This window comes from Paraburkholderia sp. FW306-02-B (genome assembly GCF_058782725.1).
On record NZ_JBYSXZ010000001.1, the window covers coordinates 3610610 to 3626304 of the forward strand.

A 15695-nucleotide genomic window follows, 5' to 3' on the forward strand; every position below is an offset into this window, starting at 1 on the left:
CACGCGATTCTAACATGCCGCGCATCCGCCCCCGACGAGGGTACGTATACCTATTAGCAGGCGCACGCGAAAGGCACCTGGGCGACCTGCCATTGAGCCGGGGCAGGCCCGATTTGTGCGTGGGCCAATCCGCCGCTCAGCCATGACTGGCGGTGCCTTCGGCCGATTGCTTCTGTTGCGCATGCACCACAATTGGAGGGCGATTTGATCGGGGGCAGATTTTTTTATCGTTGGAAGGGAACGATATGGCAAAATGCCAACGCACAAAGAGTTAGACACTGCTCGAAGTCTACACAGCACGTTTTTTGTTCTACACCGATGTTATACTTCGAGCAATGTATGACTTGTCTTCGTCAACAGGCTCGCAGTAAACCTGCGGTAATCTCAATTTCGAGAGGAGAAATATGAATAAACTTTCAAAGCTCGCGTTCATTGCAGCTACCGCAGTTATGGCTGCATCCGCCATGGCGCAATCGGTGCCGGCGTCGCGACAAGCTACGAACGACAACTGGGTGAATGGCACCGGCGAATACGTGTGGATGAACGGCACGAACGAGCTTTGCTGGCGCGATGCATTCTGGACGCCGGCAACGGCCAACGCTAAGTGCGATGGCGCCCTGGTTGCCCAGGCTCCGACGCCGCCGGCTCCGGTCGCACCTGCTGCACCGGCTATCACGAGCCAAAAGATTACGTATCAAGCTGATGCGCTGTTCGACTTTGACAAGGCTGTCCTGAAGCCGGCTGGCAAGGAAAAGCTGGACGACCTCGCATCGAAGGTCCAAGGCCTGAACCTGGAAGTTATCGTTGCAACGGGTTACACGGACCGCATCGGTTCGGACAAGTACAACGACCGTCTGTCGCTGCGCCGCGCTCAAGCTGTGAAGTCGTACCTGGTGAGCAAGGGCATCGAAGCCAACCGTATCTACACGGAAGGCAAGGGCAAGCGCAACCCGGTCACGACCGGCTGCAACCAGAAGAACCACAAGCAACTCGTCGCCTGCCTCGCACCGGATCGTCGCGTGGAAGTCGAAGTTGTCGGTACTTCGAAGCAGTAAGCTACAAATTACCGCAGCATCAAAGCCTCGCTTCGGCGGGGCTTTTTTTATGCCGTTGTTCTTTGCGTTGCACGGCTCGTGCCTGGGTCGCTCGACGAAAAGCGCAATGCAATGGAATCGAACGCTCTAGCTGGCCACGCAGCGCGGCGCGGCATTTTGCCGCCCCGTCCGTCGGCCTATATACTCAGGGTTTATCCTCGAGCGCCCGCTCACCGCTCTCATCGAGGCAGCTTCCCCATGACCAATGCCGATCCCCACGAACTGCAGAAATTTAGCGATCTCGCGCATCGTTGGTGGGACCCTAACGCCGAATTCAAGCCGCTGCATGAACTCAATCCAATCCGCCTTAGCTGGATCGACGCGCATGCGCATCTGGCCGGCAAACGCGTTCTGGATATCGGCTGCGGCGGCGGCATTCTGTCGGAATCGATGGCGGGACTGGGCGCGCATGTGAAGGGAATCGACCTGTCGAGCCAGGCGCTAGGCGTGGCAGATCTTCACAGCCTTGAAAGTGGTGTAACCGTTAGTTACGAGGAAATCGCCGCTGAGGCGCTCGCCGCCCGCGAACCGGGCACATACGACGTCGTGACCTGCATGGAAATGCTCGAGCACGTGCCCGAACCGGCCGCCATCGTCGCCGCCTGCAAGACATTGGTCAAACCCGGCGGCTGGGTATTTTTCTCCACGCTGAACCGCAACGTGAAGTCGTACCTATTCGCGGTGATCGGCGCCGAATACATCGCGCGGATGTTGCCTAAGGGCACCCACGACTACGCGCGCTTCATCCGTCCGTCGGAATTGGCGGGCTTCGTGCGCGCCGCCGACCTGCGCACGGTCGACATCAAAGGTATCGTGTACAACCCGCTCAGCAAGCATTTCGCGCTGTCCGCCGACACGAGCGTGAACTACATGCTCGCTTGCCGCCGCGACGTCTGATCCGCCCCGACCTCTTTCCAATCAATGAGCGATCCCACGCCCCTGCCCCAACGCGAAGACGACGACACCGCGCTCAGTCTTTGTGAGGCTGTGCTGTTCGACCTTGACGGCACCCTCGCCGACACGGCGCCCGATCTCGCCGCCGCTGTCAACAAAATGCGCCACGACCGCGGCCTCGAAATGGTGCCGCTCGAAGACCTGCGGCCACTCGCGTCCGCGGGCGCGCGCGGACTGATCGGCGGCGCCTTCGGCATCGGCCCCGACAACCACGAGTTCACGTCAATGCGCGAGGAGTTTCTCGCCAATTACGAAGCGGACCTGTGCATCGAGACCACCCTGTTTCCCGGCATCCCCGAATTGCTCGACGAGCTCGACGAACGCGGTGTGCGCTGGGGCATCGTGACAAACAAGGTGGCCCGGCTGACTGAGCCGCTGGTGGCGCAACTTGGTCTCGAAGAGCGCGCAGGCTGCGTGGTGAGTGGCGATACGACACCGCATTCGAAGCCGCATCCGGCACCGTTGCTGCACGCCGCGCGCGAGCTGGATCTGGCGCCAGAACGCATTGTCTATGTCGGCGACGACCTGCGCGATGTACAGGCGGGCTTTGCGGCCGGTATGAAGACCGTGGCCGCTGCGTACGGCTACTGCGGCAACGATATCCCGCCGACGCAGTGGCACGCACAGCATGTCGTGCAGTCGCCGGCCGAATTGCAGAAGCTGCTGCGCGAGATCGGCTGAACCTTGTCTGATGCCCCGCCGCCGCAGCACAGCAACCCGCGATCGACGAGGCAATCAGCAAAGACGCAGCCGTCAAACTATTGTAAAATATACGTTGGCCCAGAATTTTGGGCAACGAACCGCGGGGGCGACCTGGTTTCGACAGGGGTTGCGAAGCGGCTAGGGCATACCGAGGACCCGTCACCTCGTTAATCAATGGGAAAAACGTAACTGCAAACGACGAAACGTTCGCACTGGCAGCCTAAGGGCCGCCGTCCTCTGCCTGGCTCACTGACGGGTTAGAGTCGCAAGACCGGTAGCAATACCGACAGAGGTCATATACGTCAGTTAAGCCTTGGCGGCGTCACGACGCCCGGGTCGAAAATCTAGTGAATCGCCGTCACGCAGCGTGTTCGTCCGCGTCGTGGTGGTTAAATCAAAAGACAGAACTAAGTATGTAGAACTAGTCGTAGAGTGCTTCTGGACGCGGGTTCGATTCCCGCCGCCTCCACCAAATACCCTCCCAAGGTTCACCAACCTTTACCAGAAAACCCCGCCCGGCATCGCCTCGCGGGGTTTTTTGCTGCCCGTGATTCCCATACATCACCATCGACCGCCAGGGGGCGCCCGACCGGCCGATGTTCGAGCTACTGGCCATCAAACAGGGCTCTGCTCCGCTCATCCTGTTCGATCCAGAGCCGGCTGTCGGGAAACCAGAACGCATCCGGACGCGGGGGCGACGCGAGCCTCACCGGAAGTGACGGATTGAATATTTTGGACCATGCGGACAAATAAGACGGCGTTTTCACGAGAAACCCGCAACTCGAAAGCAGCAGGCTGGAAACCAGCGCCTCACGGCCGATTTCAAGTCCTGGATAGCCGCTGAAATGAATGGGTGTGCTGCCGTTTGCGAGTAATTTTGCGGGCGCTACCTTGATTGGCTTGCTGAATGGCCACGCGACGAAAAAGTCGATAAACGCCTGTTCGTCGCTCGATACGAAGATGTTGGTTAAATGCGGATTTTCCGCGAGCGTCGATTCCACCAGCCGGCAAAAGTTTCCCCATGAAACGGGCATGGCTTCCAGGTTCTTATCCGTGCCTCTGAAATGCGCGCCGAGGGTTGAGGCGCCGATCTCGAGCCGTTCACAGATCGATTTGACCTCGGCGAAGATGTGCGCGGCCGGTCGATAATGCGCGTGAAAGAGTTCGCTCGCGCTCTTGAGTTGAAACCGGTGTTCATACCGTTGGCGGAAGCCCAACTGAACCAGATCGCGAACCGTCGACGTCCTCACATTTTGTGTCGGCGTTACGCCCGACGGTGTCCGCACGGTCTCGAAGAAGGCCGCGAACCAGTCCAATTTTCCTTCGGGGTCGCCATATATTCCTCCGCGCGCCGAAATGCGCGGCGTCAGATTTTTCTCGTCGCAATACATCAGAATAAACAGGACCATCTGCATCGCGGAGAAAAAACCGGAATTCTCCTGAATTTCGATTGCAAACACGCCCTTGTTCAAACGCTGTTTGGCATGGAGCGACATTCGGCTAGGCATGGCCACGGAATGCTTGAACCCCTCGCTGCGCCGGATCTGTTTTGCGCGATCGACTACCTTTCTCAACATGCCTAACTCCGGATTAATTAGGTAGTGCTCGAAAACGGTACCTGCCGGTTTTGCGCCTCAGCATAGCATTGTGGCGCCATTTATTGAGTAAGTTTGGCTCACGTTAGTGATCCAGCATACAAACTCCGGCAAGGTTTTCCTGGCCCACCAGGTCCGGCTCGCAGCCTCGCACAGACGTCAGCATCCGGCAAACGGCGTGCGCGAGGTTCACAAAACGCCGCAGCGGGTTGAACATGTAGCTCGCCGACAAGCAAACCGGCCACACGCGAGTTCGCATCGCGCCCTTCCCCATCCACGTCTCATACACCTCGTCCGATGGTCGGATTCCACCTCGCCAAGCTGGCCGCCACCGCACTGTCTCGATCCTCGGAGCCGCACTAAGCACAGCGCGGCGCACGGAAACCGCCTATAAAACAGAAGGCCCGCTCAATGCTTCATTGAGCGGGCCTTTTTGCTGGCAAGCATCACCGCGGCGAACCAGGCCGCGAATGGAATAAACGCACGCGTTCAGTCGTTTATTCCCCACGCGCGCCCGCACGCACGCCGCGTGCCGCGCGAGACCAACACCAAAATCCGGAGCCGACATCATGCGCAAGACTCTCTTCTGCCTCTCCACGCTCACGCTGCTCGCACTGCAACACGCCGCTTTCGCCGAGGCGCCAAAAGTCGTCGATGGCCGTTTCGTCACCGCGGACGGCATGACGCTCTACACCTTCGACAAAGACACCACGCCCGGCACGAGCGCCTGCACCGGCGGCTGCATGAGCTACTGGCCTGCTGCGGTAGCGAGCCCTTCGGACAAGCCGTCGGGCGACTGGACGCTGATCCCTTCCGCCGACGGCAAACAGCAATGGGCGTACAAAGGCCATCCGCTGTATCGCTATGCAGCCGACAAGCAGGCGGGAGACATGAAGGGGGACGGCTTCAAGGACATGTGGCACATGGCGAAACCCTAACCGATAACCGCCACGCAAGAAGCGCCAAACGAAGACGCTTGTTCGTCCGCTTATTTGTCCATTCACTAGTCTTTAGGACACTGCAGATTACAGCCGTTTGGATCGCCCATATCACCCCGTTTGCGCATGGCTGATTTTTTGCCGGATTGATATTTATCCGAAGGCGCCGACGCGGCAAACGGCATTTGCGGATGTTCGGCAAGCCGGAACTCGTCTTGCAGGATGCCTCCCGGCACACCCGGCGCATTCTGTGCGAAAGCAACGGAAACGGTGGCGAGAAGCACCCCGGCCGTCGCAACGGCAGCACACGCGTGAAGAAGAACTTTCATATCGGATTCGGCGCGGCACAGCGCGCGGTCAAGGCGGAAGCGGAAGTTGAGAGAGTATCCCAAACGGACGCCCTATGCAGCGCCAACGGCACATTGATGTTTACAGCCGCTTACACCGTTGTTTCGCCAAGCCCAGCATCGAGATCGAGCAGCTTGCCGCAGTCGTGCGGATCGTAGCCTTCGAGCTGTTCGACGCTGTGGCGAAACGCATCGCCGCGCAGCAGTTCGATCACCGTCGCGAGCGGCGCGCGCTCCAGCCGCGCGCGGTCGCAGGCGAAGTAATAGTCTTCGTCGACGATCGGAATGAAATCGAGCCCGAAGTGATGCGCCGCCGGCTCGACGCCGAAGCCCACGTCCGCCATGCCGCTCGCCACAAACGCGGCGATCGCCGAATGCGTCAGTTCCGTCGACGCATAGCCGTTGACCCGATCCGGATCCACGCCGACTTGCCTTAGCGCGAGGTCGAGCAGCATCCGCGTACCGGAACCGGGCTGACGATTGACGAAGCGGATATCGCCGCGCGCGAGATCGCTCAGACCGTCGATTCGTTTCGGATTGCCCTTGCCGAGAAACAGGCCCTGCTTGCGCCGCGTCAGATGGACGAGCACGTGACGTTGCGGATCGAGCCAGCGCCGATACGTGTCGGCGCACGCCGCGCGAAACTCGCCGAGCGGCAAATGGAAGCCGGCCAGATCGCATTCGCCACGCGCCAGTGCACTGACAGCATCCGCGCTATCGCGGTACTTGATGTCGACCGGCAGATCGCTCGCGACCAGCGCCGTCACCAGCGCAGCAACGGCATAGCCGTGCGAGGCGTGAATCCGCACATCGTCGGCGGGTGGTGCCAGCCAGCGGTTCAGATCGCTCGCGACCTCGCTGGCGAGCGCCTGCATATTGCCGTCCAGCCGCTCGCCGCACAGACGCTGCGCGCGCAGCACCGCCTGTCCGAGTTCGGACAGCACCGAGCCGCGGCCACGCTCCTTCGCGATCAGCGGGCCGCCCAAACGCTCCTCGATGCTGCGCAGCAAACCCCACGCGTGCCGGTAGGACAAACCCTTAAGCGTCGCCGCCTGCGCGATGCTGCCGGACTCGTCCACCAGCGCAAGCAGCGGCACCACGTCCGACAGGCTTGCCTCACGGCCGTCCGGACCCCTTACGACCAGCTGCGCCTGGCACTCGATCCTGATCATATATGCTCTGTTCTTTCCTATTGCACGAGGCGTTTCACGCGCCTATCGTTCCGCTATCCCATATCGAATATACAAAGCATAAGTGCACTCATTATGAATAACAAGTGCATATATGACTTTGGAGGAGCCCCCACTTGGACGATTCCCTCGCCATCGCGCCGGATCAACTCGTGCAACGTCACGCCCAGCCGGGCATGTCGCTGCTTGCGGTACTGCACGCGATTCAGGATGAACTCGGCTACGTGCCGCCTGACACGGTTGCGCCGCTCGCGCGCGCAATGAACCTGTCGCGCGCGGAAGTCCACGGCGTCATCACCTACTACCACCACTTCCGCACGCAGCCCGCCGCGCCCGTCACGGTGCAGTTGTGCCGCGCGGAGGCGTGCCGCAGCATCGGCACCGAAGCACTCGCGCAGCATATCGAGGCGCACACCGGCTGCCGTTTCGATGCGGAGCATCGGCATGACGCGACGGTGGAGCTGGAATCGGTGTATTGCCTCGGCCAATGCGCGCTCTCGCCGGCAATGATGCTCAACGGCACGCTGCACGCGAAAGTCACGCCGCAAAAGTTCGACGCGCTCTTCGCCGCCGCCGGCAAATGCGTGGAGGTAACGGCATGACGCGCATTTACGTTCCCCGTGATTCGTCGGCGCTGGCGCTCGGCGCCGATGCACTGGCGCAGGCGATCGAAACCGAGGCCGCCCGCCGCGGTATTGAAATCGAATTGGTCCGCAACGGTTCGCGCGGTCTGTTGTGGCTCGAACCGCTTGTCGAAGTCGCAACGGCCGAAGGCCGCATCGGCTATGCGAATGTGGAAGAAACCGACATCGCCTCGCTGTTCGACGCCGGTTTCATCGAAGGCTGCGAGCATGCGCGCCGCGTGGGCGTTGTCGATGAGATTCCGTATCTGAAGAAACAGCAGCGTCTGACCTTCGCGCGCATCGGCATCACCGATCCGCTGTCCATCGACGACTACGTCGCGCACGGCGGCCTCGAAGGCTTGCAGCGAGCCTTGAACACCGACGGCGACGCCGCCTGCGAAGCATTGATCGAATCGGGCCTGCGCGGCCGCGGCGGCGCGGCGTTCCCGGCCGGCATCAAATGGCGCACGGTGCGCGGCGCACGAGCGGCTCAGAAATACATCGTCTGCAATGCGGACGAAGGCGATTCCGGCACCTTCTCCGACCGTCTCGTGATGGAGAGCGATCCGTATGTGCTGATCGAAGGAATGATCATCGCCGGCGTCGTGACCGGCGCGACGGTCGGCTATATCTACGTGCGCAGCGAGTATCCGCACTCGATCGCGACGCTCGAAGCCGCGCTTGCCAAAGCGCGCGCCGCCGGCTGGCTCGGCGACAGCGTGCTCGGCTCGGCGCATCGCTTCGAGTTGTTCGTCGCGAAAGGCGCGGGCGCCTACGTATGCGGCGAGGAAACCGCGCTGCTCGAATCGCTCGAAGGCAAGCGCGGCATCGTCCGCGCGAAGCCGCCGGTGCCGGCGCTGGTCGGCTTGTTCGGCCAGCCGACCGTGATCAACAACGTCATCACGCTCGCGACGGTGCCGATTATCTTCGCGCGCGGCGCCGCGTTCTACCAAGACTTCGGCATGGGCCGCTCGCGCGGCACGCTGCCGTTCCAGCTCGCCGGCAATGTGAAGCGAGGCGGCCTCGTCGAACTCGCGTTCGGCGTGACGCTGCGCGAATTGCTCTACGACTACGGCGGCGGCACGGCAAGCGGGCGGCCGGCGCGCGCCGCGCAAGTCGGCGGCCCGCTCGGCACCTATCTGCCGGAAAGCCAGTGGGACATTCCGATGGACTATGAGGCGTATGCGGCCGTCGGCGCGGTGGTCGGCCACGGCGGCATCGTCGTGCATGACGACACCTCGAATCTCGCCGAACTCGCGCAGTACGCGATGCACTTCTGCGCGCTGGAATCGTGCGGCAAATGCACGCCGTGCCGGATCGGCTCGACGCGCGGCGTCGAAGTCATCGGACGGATTCGCAACGGCGACACCTCGACGCGGCAAGTGCAGCTGCTGCGCGATCTGTGCGACACGATGGTGTCCGGCTCGCTGTGCGCGATGGGCGGCATGACGCCGTTCCCGGTGCTGTCCGCGCTCGACCATTTCCCCGAAGATTTCGGTCTCGATAACGTGCTCGATCACGCGCCCAAAGCGGCCGCGGCCTGACCCAGGAGCCTCATATGTCCGACGTGCTCAACTCCCCTGCCGGTGGCTGCGGTTCCGGCAACTGCGCGTGCAAATCGCAAGCGCAACCACGCGCGACCCGCTCGTTTTTCGACGACACCGACTACGGCACGCCGCTACGCCATGCCGACGTCGACGTCACGCTCGAAATCGACGGCCAGGCGGTGACGGTTCCGGCCGGCACGTCGGTGATGCGCGCCGCCGTGGAAGCCGGCGTGAACGTGCCGAAGCTTTGCGCGACCGATTCGCTCGAACCGTTCGGCTCGTGCCGCTTGTGCCTGGTCGAAATCGAAGGCAAGCGCGGTTATCCGGCCTCGTGCACGACGCCGGTCGAAGCCGGCATGAAAGTGCGCACGCAAACCGATCGCCTGCAATCGCTGCGGCGCAACGTGATGGAGCTGTACATCTCCGATCACCCGCTCGATTGCCTGACCTGCCCCGCCAACGGCGACTGCGAACTGCAGGACATGGCCGGCGTGACCGGCCTGCGCGAAGTGCGCTACGGCTTTGACGGCGCAAATCACCTGAAGGACAAGAAAGACGAATCGAATCCGTACTTCACGTACGACCCGTCGAAGTGCATCGTCTGCAATCGCTGCGTGCGCGCCTGTGAAGAAACACAAGGCACGTTCGCGCTGACCATCGCCGGGCGCGGCTTCGAATCGCGCGTCGCGGCCAGCGAAAACCAGCCGTTCATGGAATCGGAGTGCGTGTCGTGCGGCGCGTGCGTCGCCGCGTGCCCGACCGCGACCTTGCAGGAAAAGTCCGTCATCATGCTCGGCCAGGCCGAGCATTCGGTGGTCACGACGTGCGCGTATTGCGGCGTCGGCTGCTCGTTCAAGGCGGAGATGAAGGGCAACCAGGTCGTACGAATGGTGCCGCACAAGAACGGCCAGGCCAACCAAGGCCACGCCTGCGTGAAGGGCCGCTTCGCATGGGGTTACGCGACCCACAAAGACCGCATCACCAAGCCGATGATCCGCGCGAAGATCACTGATCCGTGGCGCGAAGTCAGCTGGGAAGAGGCGCTCAATTACGCGGCGTCGGAGTTCCGCCGCATCCAGGCGAAGCACGGCCGCGATTCGATCGGCGGCATCACGTCGTCGCGTTGCACGAACGAAGAAACGTATCTCGTGCAGAAACTCGTGCGCGCCGCGTTCGGCAACAACAACGTCGACACCTGCGCGCGCGTGTGCCACTCGCCGACCGGCTACGGCCTGAAGACGACGCTTGGCGAATCGGCCGGCACGCAGACCTTCGCGTCAGTCGATAAAGCCGACGTGATCATGGTGATCGGCGCGAATCCGACCGACGGCCACCCGGTGTTCGGCTCGCGGATGAAGCGCCGCATCCGTGAAGGCGCGAAGCTGATCGTGGTCGATCCGCGCCGCATCGATATCGTCGATACGCCGCACGTGAAGGCGTCGCATCATCTGCAATTGCGTCCGGGCACCAACGTCGCGGTGGTCAATGCCCTCGCGCATGTGATCGTCACCGAAGGCCTGCTCGACGAAGCCTTCATCGCCGAGCGCTGCGAAACGCGTGCGTTCGAGCAATGGCGAGCATTCGTCGCGTTGCCTGAAAATGCGCCGGAAGCCACCGCGGCGCTCACCGGCGTGCCCGCCGAGGAAGTGCGCGCCGCCGCCCGCATTTATGCCACCGGCCGCAACGCCGCGATTTACTACGGCTTGGGCGTCACCGAACACGCGCAAGGCTCGACAATGGTGATGGGCATCGCCAACCTCGCGATGGCAACCGGCAACATCGGCCGCGAAGGCGTCGGCGTGAATCCGCTGCGCGGCCAGAACAACGTGCAGGGTTCGTGCGACATGGGCTCGTTCCCGCACGAACTGCCGGGCTATCGTCACATCAGCGATTCGATCACGCGCGCGCTGTTCGAAGAAGCATGGAACGTCACGCTGCAACCGGAACCGGGCCTGCGCATTCCCAACATGTTCGACGCCGCGGTGCACGGCACCTTCAAGGGCCTGTACTGCCAGGGCGAAGATATCGTGCAGTCCGATCCGAACACGCATCATGTGTCGGCGGCGCTGTCGTCGATGGAATGCATCGTCGTGCAGGACATTTTCCTCAACGAGACCGCGAAGTATGCGCACGTGCTGTTGCCGGGTTCGTCGTTCCTCGAGAAGGACGGCACCTTCACCAACGCGGAACGCCGCATCTCGCGCGTGCGCAAGGTGATGCCACCGGTGCCGGGCTACGCCGACTGGGAAGTCACGGTGCTGCTCGCGCGCGCGCTCGGCTATGAGATGGACTACGCGCATCCGTCCGAAATCATGGACGAGATCGCCCGTCTCACGCCGACCTTCCACGGCGTTTCGTACAAAAAGCTCGACGAGCTCGGCAGCATCCAGTGGCCCTGCAACGAGAACGCGCCCGACGGCACGCCGACCATGCACATCGACACCTTCGTGCGCGGCAAGGGCAAGTTCGTGATTACGAAGTTCATCGCAACGCCTGAAAAGGTCACGCGCAAGTTCCCGCTGCTGCTTACCACGGGCCGCATCCTGTCGCAGTACAACGTCGGCGCGCAGACGCGCCGCACCGAGAACTCGCGCTGGCACGACGAAGACCGTCTGGAGCTGCATCCGCACGACGCGGAAGAGCGCGGCATCAAAACCGACGATTGGGTCGGCATCGAATCGCGTGCGGGCCAGACCGTGTTGCGCGCGAAGGTGACCGAGCGGATGCAGCCGGGTGTCGTCTACACGACGTTCCACTTCCCCGAATCGGGCGCGAACGTGATCACCACCGATAGCTCGGACTGGGCCACCAACTGCCCGGAGTACAAGGTCACCGCGGTGCAGGTGATGCCGGTCGAACAGCCGTCGCAGTGGCAGCAGGAGTATTCGCGCTTCAACACCGAGCAGCTCGATCTGCTGAAGCAGCGTGAGTTGGCCAATGCAACGTCGGGTAAGTGAGGCAAGCCATGGATGACCAGAACCTGATCGACATGGCGAACCGGATCGGCGATTTTTTCGATTCGATGCCGGACCGCGAAGAGGCGCTGACCGGCATCGCCGATCATATTCGCCGCTTCTGGGAGCCGCGCATGCGGCGCGCGTTGCTGGCGACGCTCGACCAACCGGATGCGAACGGCATCGCGATATCGGACATCGTCAGAGAGTCGCTCGTCAAACATCGCGATCAACTGATGCCGGCCGCTTCTTCTTTCGCGTAAGCGTAAGGCGTAAGGCAACGCGCAAGGCGGCCCCGGCGGCTCAGTGAGCGTTGCGCGACAGAGCCGGCTAGCTCAAAGGGCCGCCTGCTCCGGCACCACTCCGCCGACGGCGAACCACGCCTCGCAGTGCCGCAGCAAGCCTTGCAAATCCGAGCCGGTGCGGCCGCGTGCACTGACGTAGCCGTCCGGCCGCACCAGATAGAACGATGGCCGCGTGCGGCCATACGATTCGGCCAGCGGCGGGCCGCCCTCGCCCGTCGTATCCGTCACGCGCCAGATCCGCACCGCGCCCGGCAACAATTTCTCGACCTCGGCGACAAGCCGCTCCAGCTCCGCATCCGGCGGCGGCGCGTGTTTGGCGGCCGGATCGAGCGGCGTTTCGTCGGCGGGGACAGGCGGCACCAGCAGGAACAGTGAAAAGAATGCCGGGTCGTGCAGATCGAAAATGCAGCCGACGCCGGGCGCGCGTCCCAGCGGCCCGTCCACCACATGCACCAGCGCATCCGGCGCCCGTTCGCCGGCGCGCGGGCCGCCGTCGAGTACGCGCTCGAACGTCAGCGGACTGCGCCGATACTGGATCGACAATTCGCTGATCGTCAGACGCGCCGCATCGCGTAGCGGACCGAGCGCGGCCAGCACCGGCATCACCCGCTCGCGCAGCAGCTTCAGCGGTCCGTGATCGGCCTCGGCCATCTGCGTGATGAAGCCGGTTTGCCGCAGCACGTCACGCTCGATCGGATGCCGCTCCAGATGATAGGTATCGAGCAGGCGGTCCGGCGCCGCGCCGTTGAGCACCCGCGCGATCTTCCAGCCGAGGTTGAAGGCTTCCTGAATGCCCGTGTTCATCCCTTGCGCACCGGCCGGGCTGTGCACATGGGCAGCGTCGCCGGCGAGGAATACGCGCCCGACGCGCAGCTTCTCCACCATCCGGCTGTTCAGATGGAAGTACGACGACCACGCCAGGTCCGACACCTCGACCCGCTGATTGACGCGCCGCGCGATCAGCGCCCGGCATTCGTCGAGCGGCGGCGGACGCACGATGTTGAGCGGCGGCTCGCCGAGCACCGCGGGCGTGGCGGGCGCAGCGCTAGCGGCGGGCTCGACCGGATGATCGGCAATCAGACGATGGCGGCCGTGGCCCATCGGAAACAGCGCGACCAGACCTTCGCTTGAAGCGAAGATATGGAACTCGTCTTCGGGCCAATCGGTTTCAGCGTGCAAGTCGGCGAGCAGGAAACTCTGCTCGAAAGTCTTGCCCGTAAAGTTCAAACCGAGCCGGTGACGGATCGCGCTATGCGCGCCGTCGGCGGCGATCATGTACGACGGATGCAGGGTCTCCGTGTGACCGTCCGCGCGACGCAGCGTCGCCTGAATGCCGGTCACGCCTTGCGAGAATATCGTCAGTTCGACGCCCCGTTCGATCGTCACGCCGAACGTCGCCAGATGCTCGGTCAACAGGCGTTCGGTGATCGCCTGATCGAGAAACAGCAGATAGGGATAGCGCGTATGCAGCGGATCGAAATCGAGCCGCGCGAGGCGCTGCCCATTTGAAAAGAGATTGGCGATTCGCGCCCGATGACCGAGCTCGAGAAACGGCTCGATCAGCCGATGCTGCTCGAACAGTTCGAGCGTGCGCGCCTGAATGCCGATGGCCCGCGAGTGCGGGTTCGGCTGCATCGCTTTGTCGATCAGACGCACGGGGATGTGCGCACGCGCCAGACTCATGGCCGCGGCGAGTCCGGTCGGACCCGCGCCGACGATCAGCACCGGCGACGCGTCGTTTCGAGCAGCGTCCATGCGGAACTCCGGAGGCAGCAGTGCGTTCTAGTGTACGCCGCCCGTACGCCGTTCGACGGTGCGCTGCATCAATTGCGGAGCGGGCGCGGATGCCGCGGGACTTTAATGCGCGTGCGGCGGATGATCCATCGCGCAGCGATGCTCGGTGGTGCCGAGGTCGACTTGCAGCGTCGCATGCTGCATCGAAAAACGTTCGCGCAGCGTGACGACCATGCCGTCGAGCGACTCGTCGCCGGGATGTCCCCCCGGCATCACCAGATGCGCGCTGAGCGCATTGCCGGTGGTCGACAGCGCCCAGACGTGCAGGTCGTGTACGTCGGTGACGCCCGGCTGCCCGGCGAGATACGCGTGGATGTGTTGCAGATCGACGCCGGCCGGCACCCCGTCGAGCGCGAGCCGCACCGAATCGCGCAGCAGGCCCCAGGTGCCGTACACCACCACAGCGACCACGAGCAGGCTCATCGCCGGATCGAGCCACGTCCAGTTGGTGTAGAGAATCACCAGACCGCTGATCGCGACCGCCGCCGAGATGCCTGCGTCCGCCGCCATATGCAGAAAGGCGCCGCGAATGTTCAAGTCGTCCTTCTGAGCGCGCATGAAAAGCCACGCGGAGATACCGTTGACGACCATGCCGACCGTCGCGACGACGAACACGGTGAGCCCCGCGACCGGCGCCGGGTTCATCAAGCGCCCGATCGCCTCGGCGACGATCACGCCGCACGCGAACAGCAGCAGTCCGGCATTGACAAGCGACGCGAGAATGGACGAGCTGCCGTAGCCGAACGTATAGCGAGCTGACGGCCGACGCGTGGTGAGCCATATGGCGCCCCAGGCGAGCAGCAGGCCGAGCACGTCGGAGAGATTGTGGCCGGCGTCGGCGAGCAGCGCGGTGGAATGCGCGATCACGCCGTAGATGCCCTGAATCACCACGATCGCGACGTTCAGCGCGACGGCGAGCGCGAAGGCGCGGCCGTGGCCTTCGACGGGTGCGTGAGCGTGGTGATGGCGGCCTGAGTGGCTGTGGTGGTGGCCGGCGTGGCTTTCACCGCCTTGGCTGTGTTGATGGCCAGGCTCCGCGCGATCGCCCGCACCCTGTGAATCGGCCGGATGTGTGTGGGCCGCGCCGTGCTCATGTCCGTGTTCGTGCTCATGCCCGGCATGAGCGGCATGAGCGGGGTCGGCACCGGCCTCGCCATCGCTTCGCGCATCTTCGCTATCGCCCCCATCAAGCGCCCCATCGAGCCACACCGGCGCGTGGTCGTCGTCGCGCTCTTCGGCGGCCGGGTTCGGGGGGGTGGTTTTCTTCATGACGGATCCAGAGGTAATTCGGCGAGCGGTTCGGCCACATGCTCGAGCATGCCGGCCAGCATCGCGCTGATGTGGCGGTCTGCGGCGAGGTAGAACACCTGCTTGCCCTGGCGCTCCGCGCGCACGATGCGCGCCGCGCGCAACAGGCGCAGATGGTGGCTCACCAGCGACGGCGACAAGCCCAGCGCCTCGGCAATCGCGCCGACCGCGCGCCGCTCGTCGACACACGCGAGCACGATGCGCAGGCGCGTTGGGTCTCCCAGCAGGCGGAACAGATCGGCCAGCGGCACGATCGTGTCCACCGAACGGTCTTCTAAGCTGACAGGCAATGTGATGGAAGCCATAGCGGGCGGCATGCCGGTATACATATGAACAGGTATTCA

General features: G+C 63.2%; 15 protein-coding genes and 1 other RNA gene. 9 read left to right on the top strand and 7 right to left on the bottom strand.

Annotated elements, in window-relative coordinates; genetic code table 11:
- Positions 1-404: 404 nt before the first annotated feature.
- The 4 genes from ompA (at position 405) to ssrA (ending at position 3222) form a co-directional block, all read left to right on the top strand.
- Positions 405-1055 carry an outer membrane protein OmpA gene (gene ompA / locus AC3WOG_RS15980; protein WP_341314643.1) on the top strand — a complete coding sequence of 217 codons (651 nt, stop codon included), beginning with the start codon at positions 405-407 and terminating at the stop codon, positions 1053-1055.
- Between the two features lie 237 nt (positions 1056-1292).
- Positions 1293-1991, top strand: coding sequence for a bifunctional 2-polyprenyl-6-hydroxyphenol methylase/3-demethylubiquinol 3-O-methyltransferase UbiG (gene ubiG, locus AC3WOG_RS15985; protein ID WP_492578888.1), 699 nt, complete (start codon positions 1293-1295; stop codon positions 1989-1991).
- 24 nt (positions 1992-2015) lie between these two features.
- The gene (locus AC3WOG_RS15990) at positions 2016-2729 is read left to right on the top strand and encodes an HAD family hydrolase (RefSeq protein WP_492578889.1); all 714 of its coding nucleotides are present in this window, start codon (positions 2016-2018) and stop codon (positions 2727-2729) included.
- A gap of 123 nt (positions 2730-2852) precedes the next feature.
- Positions 2853-3222: a transfer-messenger RNA gene (gene ssrA / locus AC3WOG_RS15995) on the top strand.
- Positions 3223-3355: 133 nt separating this feature from the next.
- On the opposite strand, the gene AC3WOG_RS16000 is transcribed toward ssrA, so the two are convergent.
- Positions 3356-4327: a hypothetical protein gene (locus AC3WOG_RS16000; RefSeq protein ID WP_492578890.1), complete on the bottom strand. Its 972-nt coding sequence runs from the start codon at positions 4325-4327 to the stop codon at positions 3356-3358.
- 103 nt (positions 4328-4430) lie between these two features.
- Positions 4431-4562, bottom strand: a complete 132-nt coding sequence (locus AC3WOG_RS16005) for a hypothetical protein (protein ID WP_492578891.1) — start codon at positions 4560-4562, stop codon at positions 4431-4433.
- 352 nt (positions 4563-4914) lie between these two features.
- On the opposite strand from AC3WOG_RS16005, the gene AC3WOG_RS16010 reads away from it, so the two are divergent.
- Positions 4915-5283: a COG4315 family predicted lipoprotein gene (locus AC3WOG_RS16010; RefSeq protein ID WP_492578892.1), complete on the top strand. Its 369-nt coding sequence runs from the start codon at positions 4915-4917 to the stop codon at positions 5281-5283.
- Between the two features lie 65 nt (positions 5284-5348).
- On the opposite strand, the gene AC3WOG_RS16015 is transcribed toward AC3WOG_RS16010, so the two are convergent.
- Together AC3WOG_RS16015 and AC3WOG_RS16020 are read right to left on the bottom strand one after the other, a co-directional pair.
- Positions 5349-5612: a hypothetical protein gene (locus tag AC3WOG_RS16015; RefSeq protein ID WP_492578893.1), complete on the bottom strand. Its 264-nt coding sequence runs from the start codon at positions 5610-5612 to the stop codon at positions 5349-5351.
- A 110-nt stretch (positions 5613-5722) separates the two neighbouring features.
- Positions 5723-6802 (bottom strand): substrate-binding domain-containing protein, encoded by a 1080-nt coding sequence (locus tag AC3WOG_RS16020; RefSeq protein WP_492578894.1) that lies wholly within the window; start codon positions 6800-6802, stop codon positions 5723-5725.
- Positions 6803-6936: 134 nt separating this feature from the next.
- On the opposite strand from AC3WOG_RS16020, the gene AC3WOG_RS16025 reads away from it, so the two are divergent.
- The 4 genes from AC3WOG_RS16025 to AC3WOG_RS16040 are packed head-to-tail and all read left to right on the top strand — an operon-like array spanning position 6937 to position 12207.
- Entirely contained in the window at positions 6937-7422 is a 486-nt protein-coding gene (locus AC3WOG_RS16025) for an NAD(P)H-dependent oxidoreductase subunit E (protein WP_492578895.1), read from the top strand.
- Positions 7419-8987, top strand: coding sequence for a formate dehydrogenase beta subunit (locus tag AC3WOG_RS16030; protein ID WP_492578896.1), 1569 nt, complete (start codon positions 7419-7421; stop codon positions 8985-8987). Before AC3WOG_RS16025 ends, AC3WOG_RS16030 begins: the two co-directional genes overlap by 4 nt.
- A gap of 14 nt (positions 8988-9001) precedes the next feature.
- On the top strand, positions 9002-11947 hold the full coding sequence (fdhF, locus tag AC3WOG_RS16035; RefSeq protein WP_492578897.1) for a formate dehydrogenase subunit alpha: 2946 nt from the start codon (positions 9002-9004) through the stop codon (positions 11945-11947).
- A gap of 8 nt (positions 11948-11955) precedes the next feature.
- Positions 11956-12207 carry a formate dehydrogenase subunit delta gene (locus AC3WOG_RS16040; RefSeq protein WP_492578898.1) on the top strand — a complete coding sequence of 84 codons (252 nt, stop codon included), beginning with the start codon at positions 11956-11958 and terminating at the stop codon, positions 12205-12207.
- A gap of 72 nt (positions 12208-12279) precedes the next feature.
- Here AC3WOG_RS16040 and AC3WOG_RS16045 read toward each other — a convergent pair whose 3' ends face one another.
- The 3 genes from AC3WOG_RS16045 to AC3WOG_RS16055 all read right to left on the bottom strand — a co-directional run bounded on the left by AC3WOG_RS16045 (position 12280) and on the right by AC3WOG_RS16055 (position 15668).
- Positions 12280-14004: an FAD-dependent monooxygenase gene (locus AC3WOG_RS16045; protein ID WP_492578899.1), complete on the bottom strand. Its 1725-nt coding sequence runs from the start codon at positions 14002-14004 to the stop codon at positions 12280-12282.
- A gap of 102 nt (positions 14005-14106) precedes the next feature.
- Complete coding sequence (locus AC3WOG_RS16050; RefSeq protein ID WP_492578900.1) at positions 14107-15312, bottom strand: cation diffusion facilitator family transporter; 1206 nt, start codon at positions 15310-15312, stop codon at positions 14107-14109.
- Positions 15309-15668 carry an ArsR/SmtB family transcription factor gene (locus AC3WOG_RS16055; protein WP_492579819.1) on the bottom strand — a complete coding sequence of 120 codons (360 nt, stop codon included), beginning with the start codon at positions 15666-15668 and terminating at the stop codon, positions 15309-15311. The genes AC3WOG_RS16050 and AC3WOG_RS16055 overlap by 4 nt, the downstream gene beginning before the upstream one ends.
- Positions 15669-15695 lie beyond the last annotated feature (27 nt).

What these genes read in the sequence shown, in the direction of transcription:
- AC3WOG_RS16050 (WP_492578900.1), bottom strand. Translation starts at nt 15,312, where the DNA reads ATGAAGAAAACCACCCCCCCGAACCCGGCCGCCGAAGAGCGCGACGAC.
- fdhF (WP_492578897.1), top strand. Translation starts at nt 9,002, where the DNA reads ATGTCCGACGTGCTCAACTCCCCTGCCGGTGGCTGCGGTTCCGGCAAC.
- AC3WOG_RS16055 (WP_492579819.1), bottom strand. Translation starts at nt 15,668, where the DNA reads ATGCCGCCCGCTATGGCTTCCATCACATTGCCTGTCAGCTTAGAAGAC.
- ompA (WP_341314643.1), top strand. Translation starts at nt 405, where the DNA reads ATGAATAAACTTTCAAAGCTCGCGTTCATTGCAGCTACCGCAGTTATG.
- AC3WOG_RS16020 (WP_492578894.1), bottom strand. Translation starts at nt 6,802, where the DNA reads ATGATCAGGATCGAGTGCCAGGCGCAGCTGGTCGTAAGGGGTCCGGAC.
- AC3WOG_RS16040 (WP_492578898.1), top strand. Translation starts at nt 11,956, where the DNA reads ATGGATGACCAGAACCTGATCGACATGGCGAACCGGATCGGCGATTTT.
- AC3WOG_RS16015 (WP_492578893.1), bottom strand. Translation starts at nt 5,612, where the DNA reads ATGAAAGTTCTTCTTCACGCGTGTGCTGCCGTTGCGACGGCCGGGGTG.
- AC3WOG_RS16045 (WP_492578899.1), bottom strand. Translation starts at nt 14,004, where the DNA reads ATGGACGCTGCTCGAAACGACGCGTCGCCGGTGCTGATCGTCGGCGCG.
- AC3WOG_RS16030 (WP_492578896.1), top strand. Translation starts at nt 7,419, where the DNA reads ATGACGCGCATTTACGTTCCCCGTGATTCGTCGGCGCTGGCGCTCGGC.
- ubiG (WP_492578888.1), top strand. Translation starts at nt 1,293, where the DNA reads ATGACCAATGCCGATCCCCACGAACTGCAGAAATTTAGCGATCTCGCG.
- AC3WOG_RS15990 (WP_492578889.1), top strand. Translation starts at nt 2,016, where the DNA reads ATGAGCGATCCCACGCCCCTGCCCCAACGCGAAGACGACGACACCGCG.
- AC3WOG_RS16005 (WP_492578891.1), bottom strand. Translation starts at nt 4,562, where the DNA reads ATGTTCAACCCGCTGCGGCGTTTTGTGAACCTCGCGCACGCCGTTTGC.
- AC3WOG_RS16010 (WP_492578892.1), top strand. Translation starts at nt 4,915, where the DNA reads ATGCGCAAGACTCTCTTCTGCCTCTCCACGCTCACGCTGCTCGCACTG.
- AC3WOG_RS16000 (WP_492578890.1), bottom strand. Translation starts at nt 4,327, where the DNA reads ATGTTGAGAAAGGTAGTCGATCGCGCAAAACAGATCCGGCGCAGCGAG.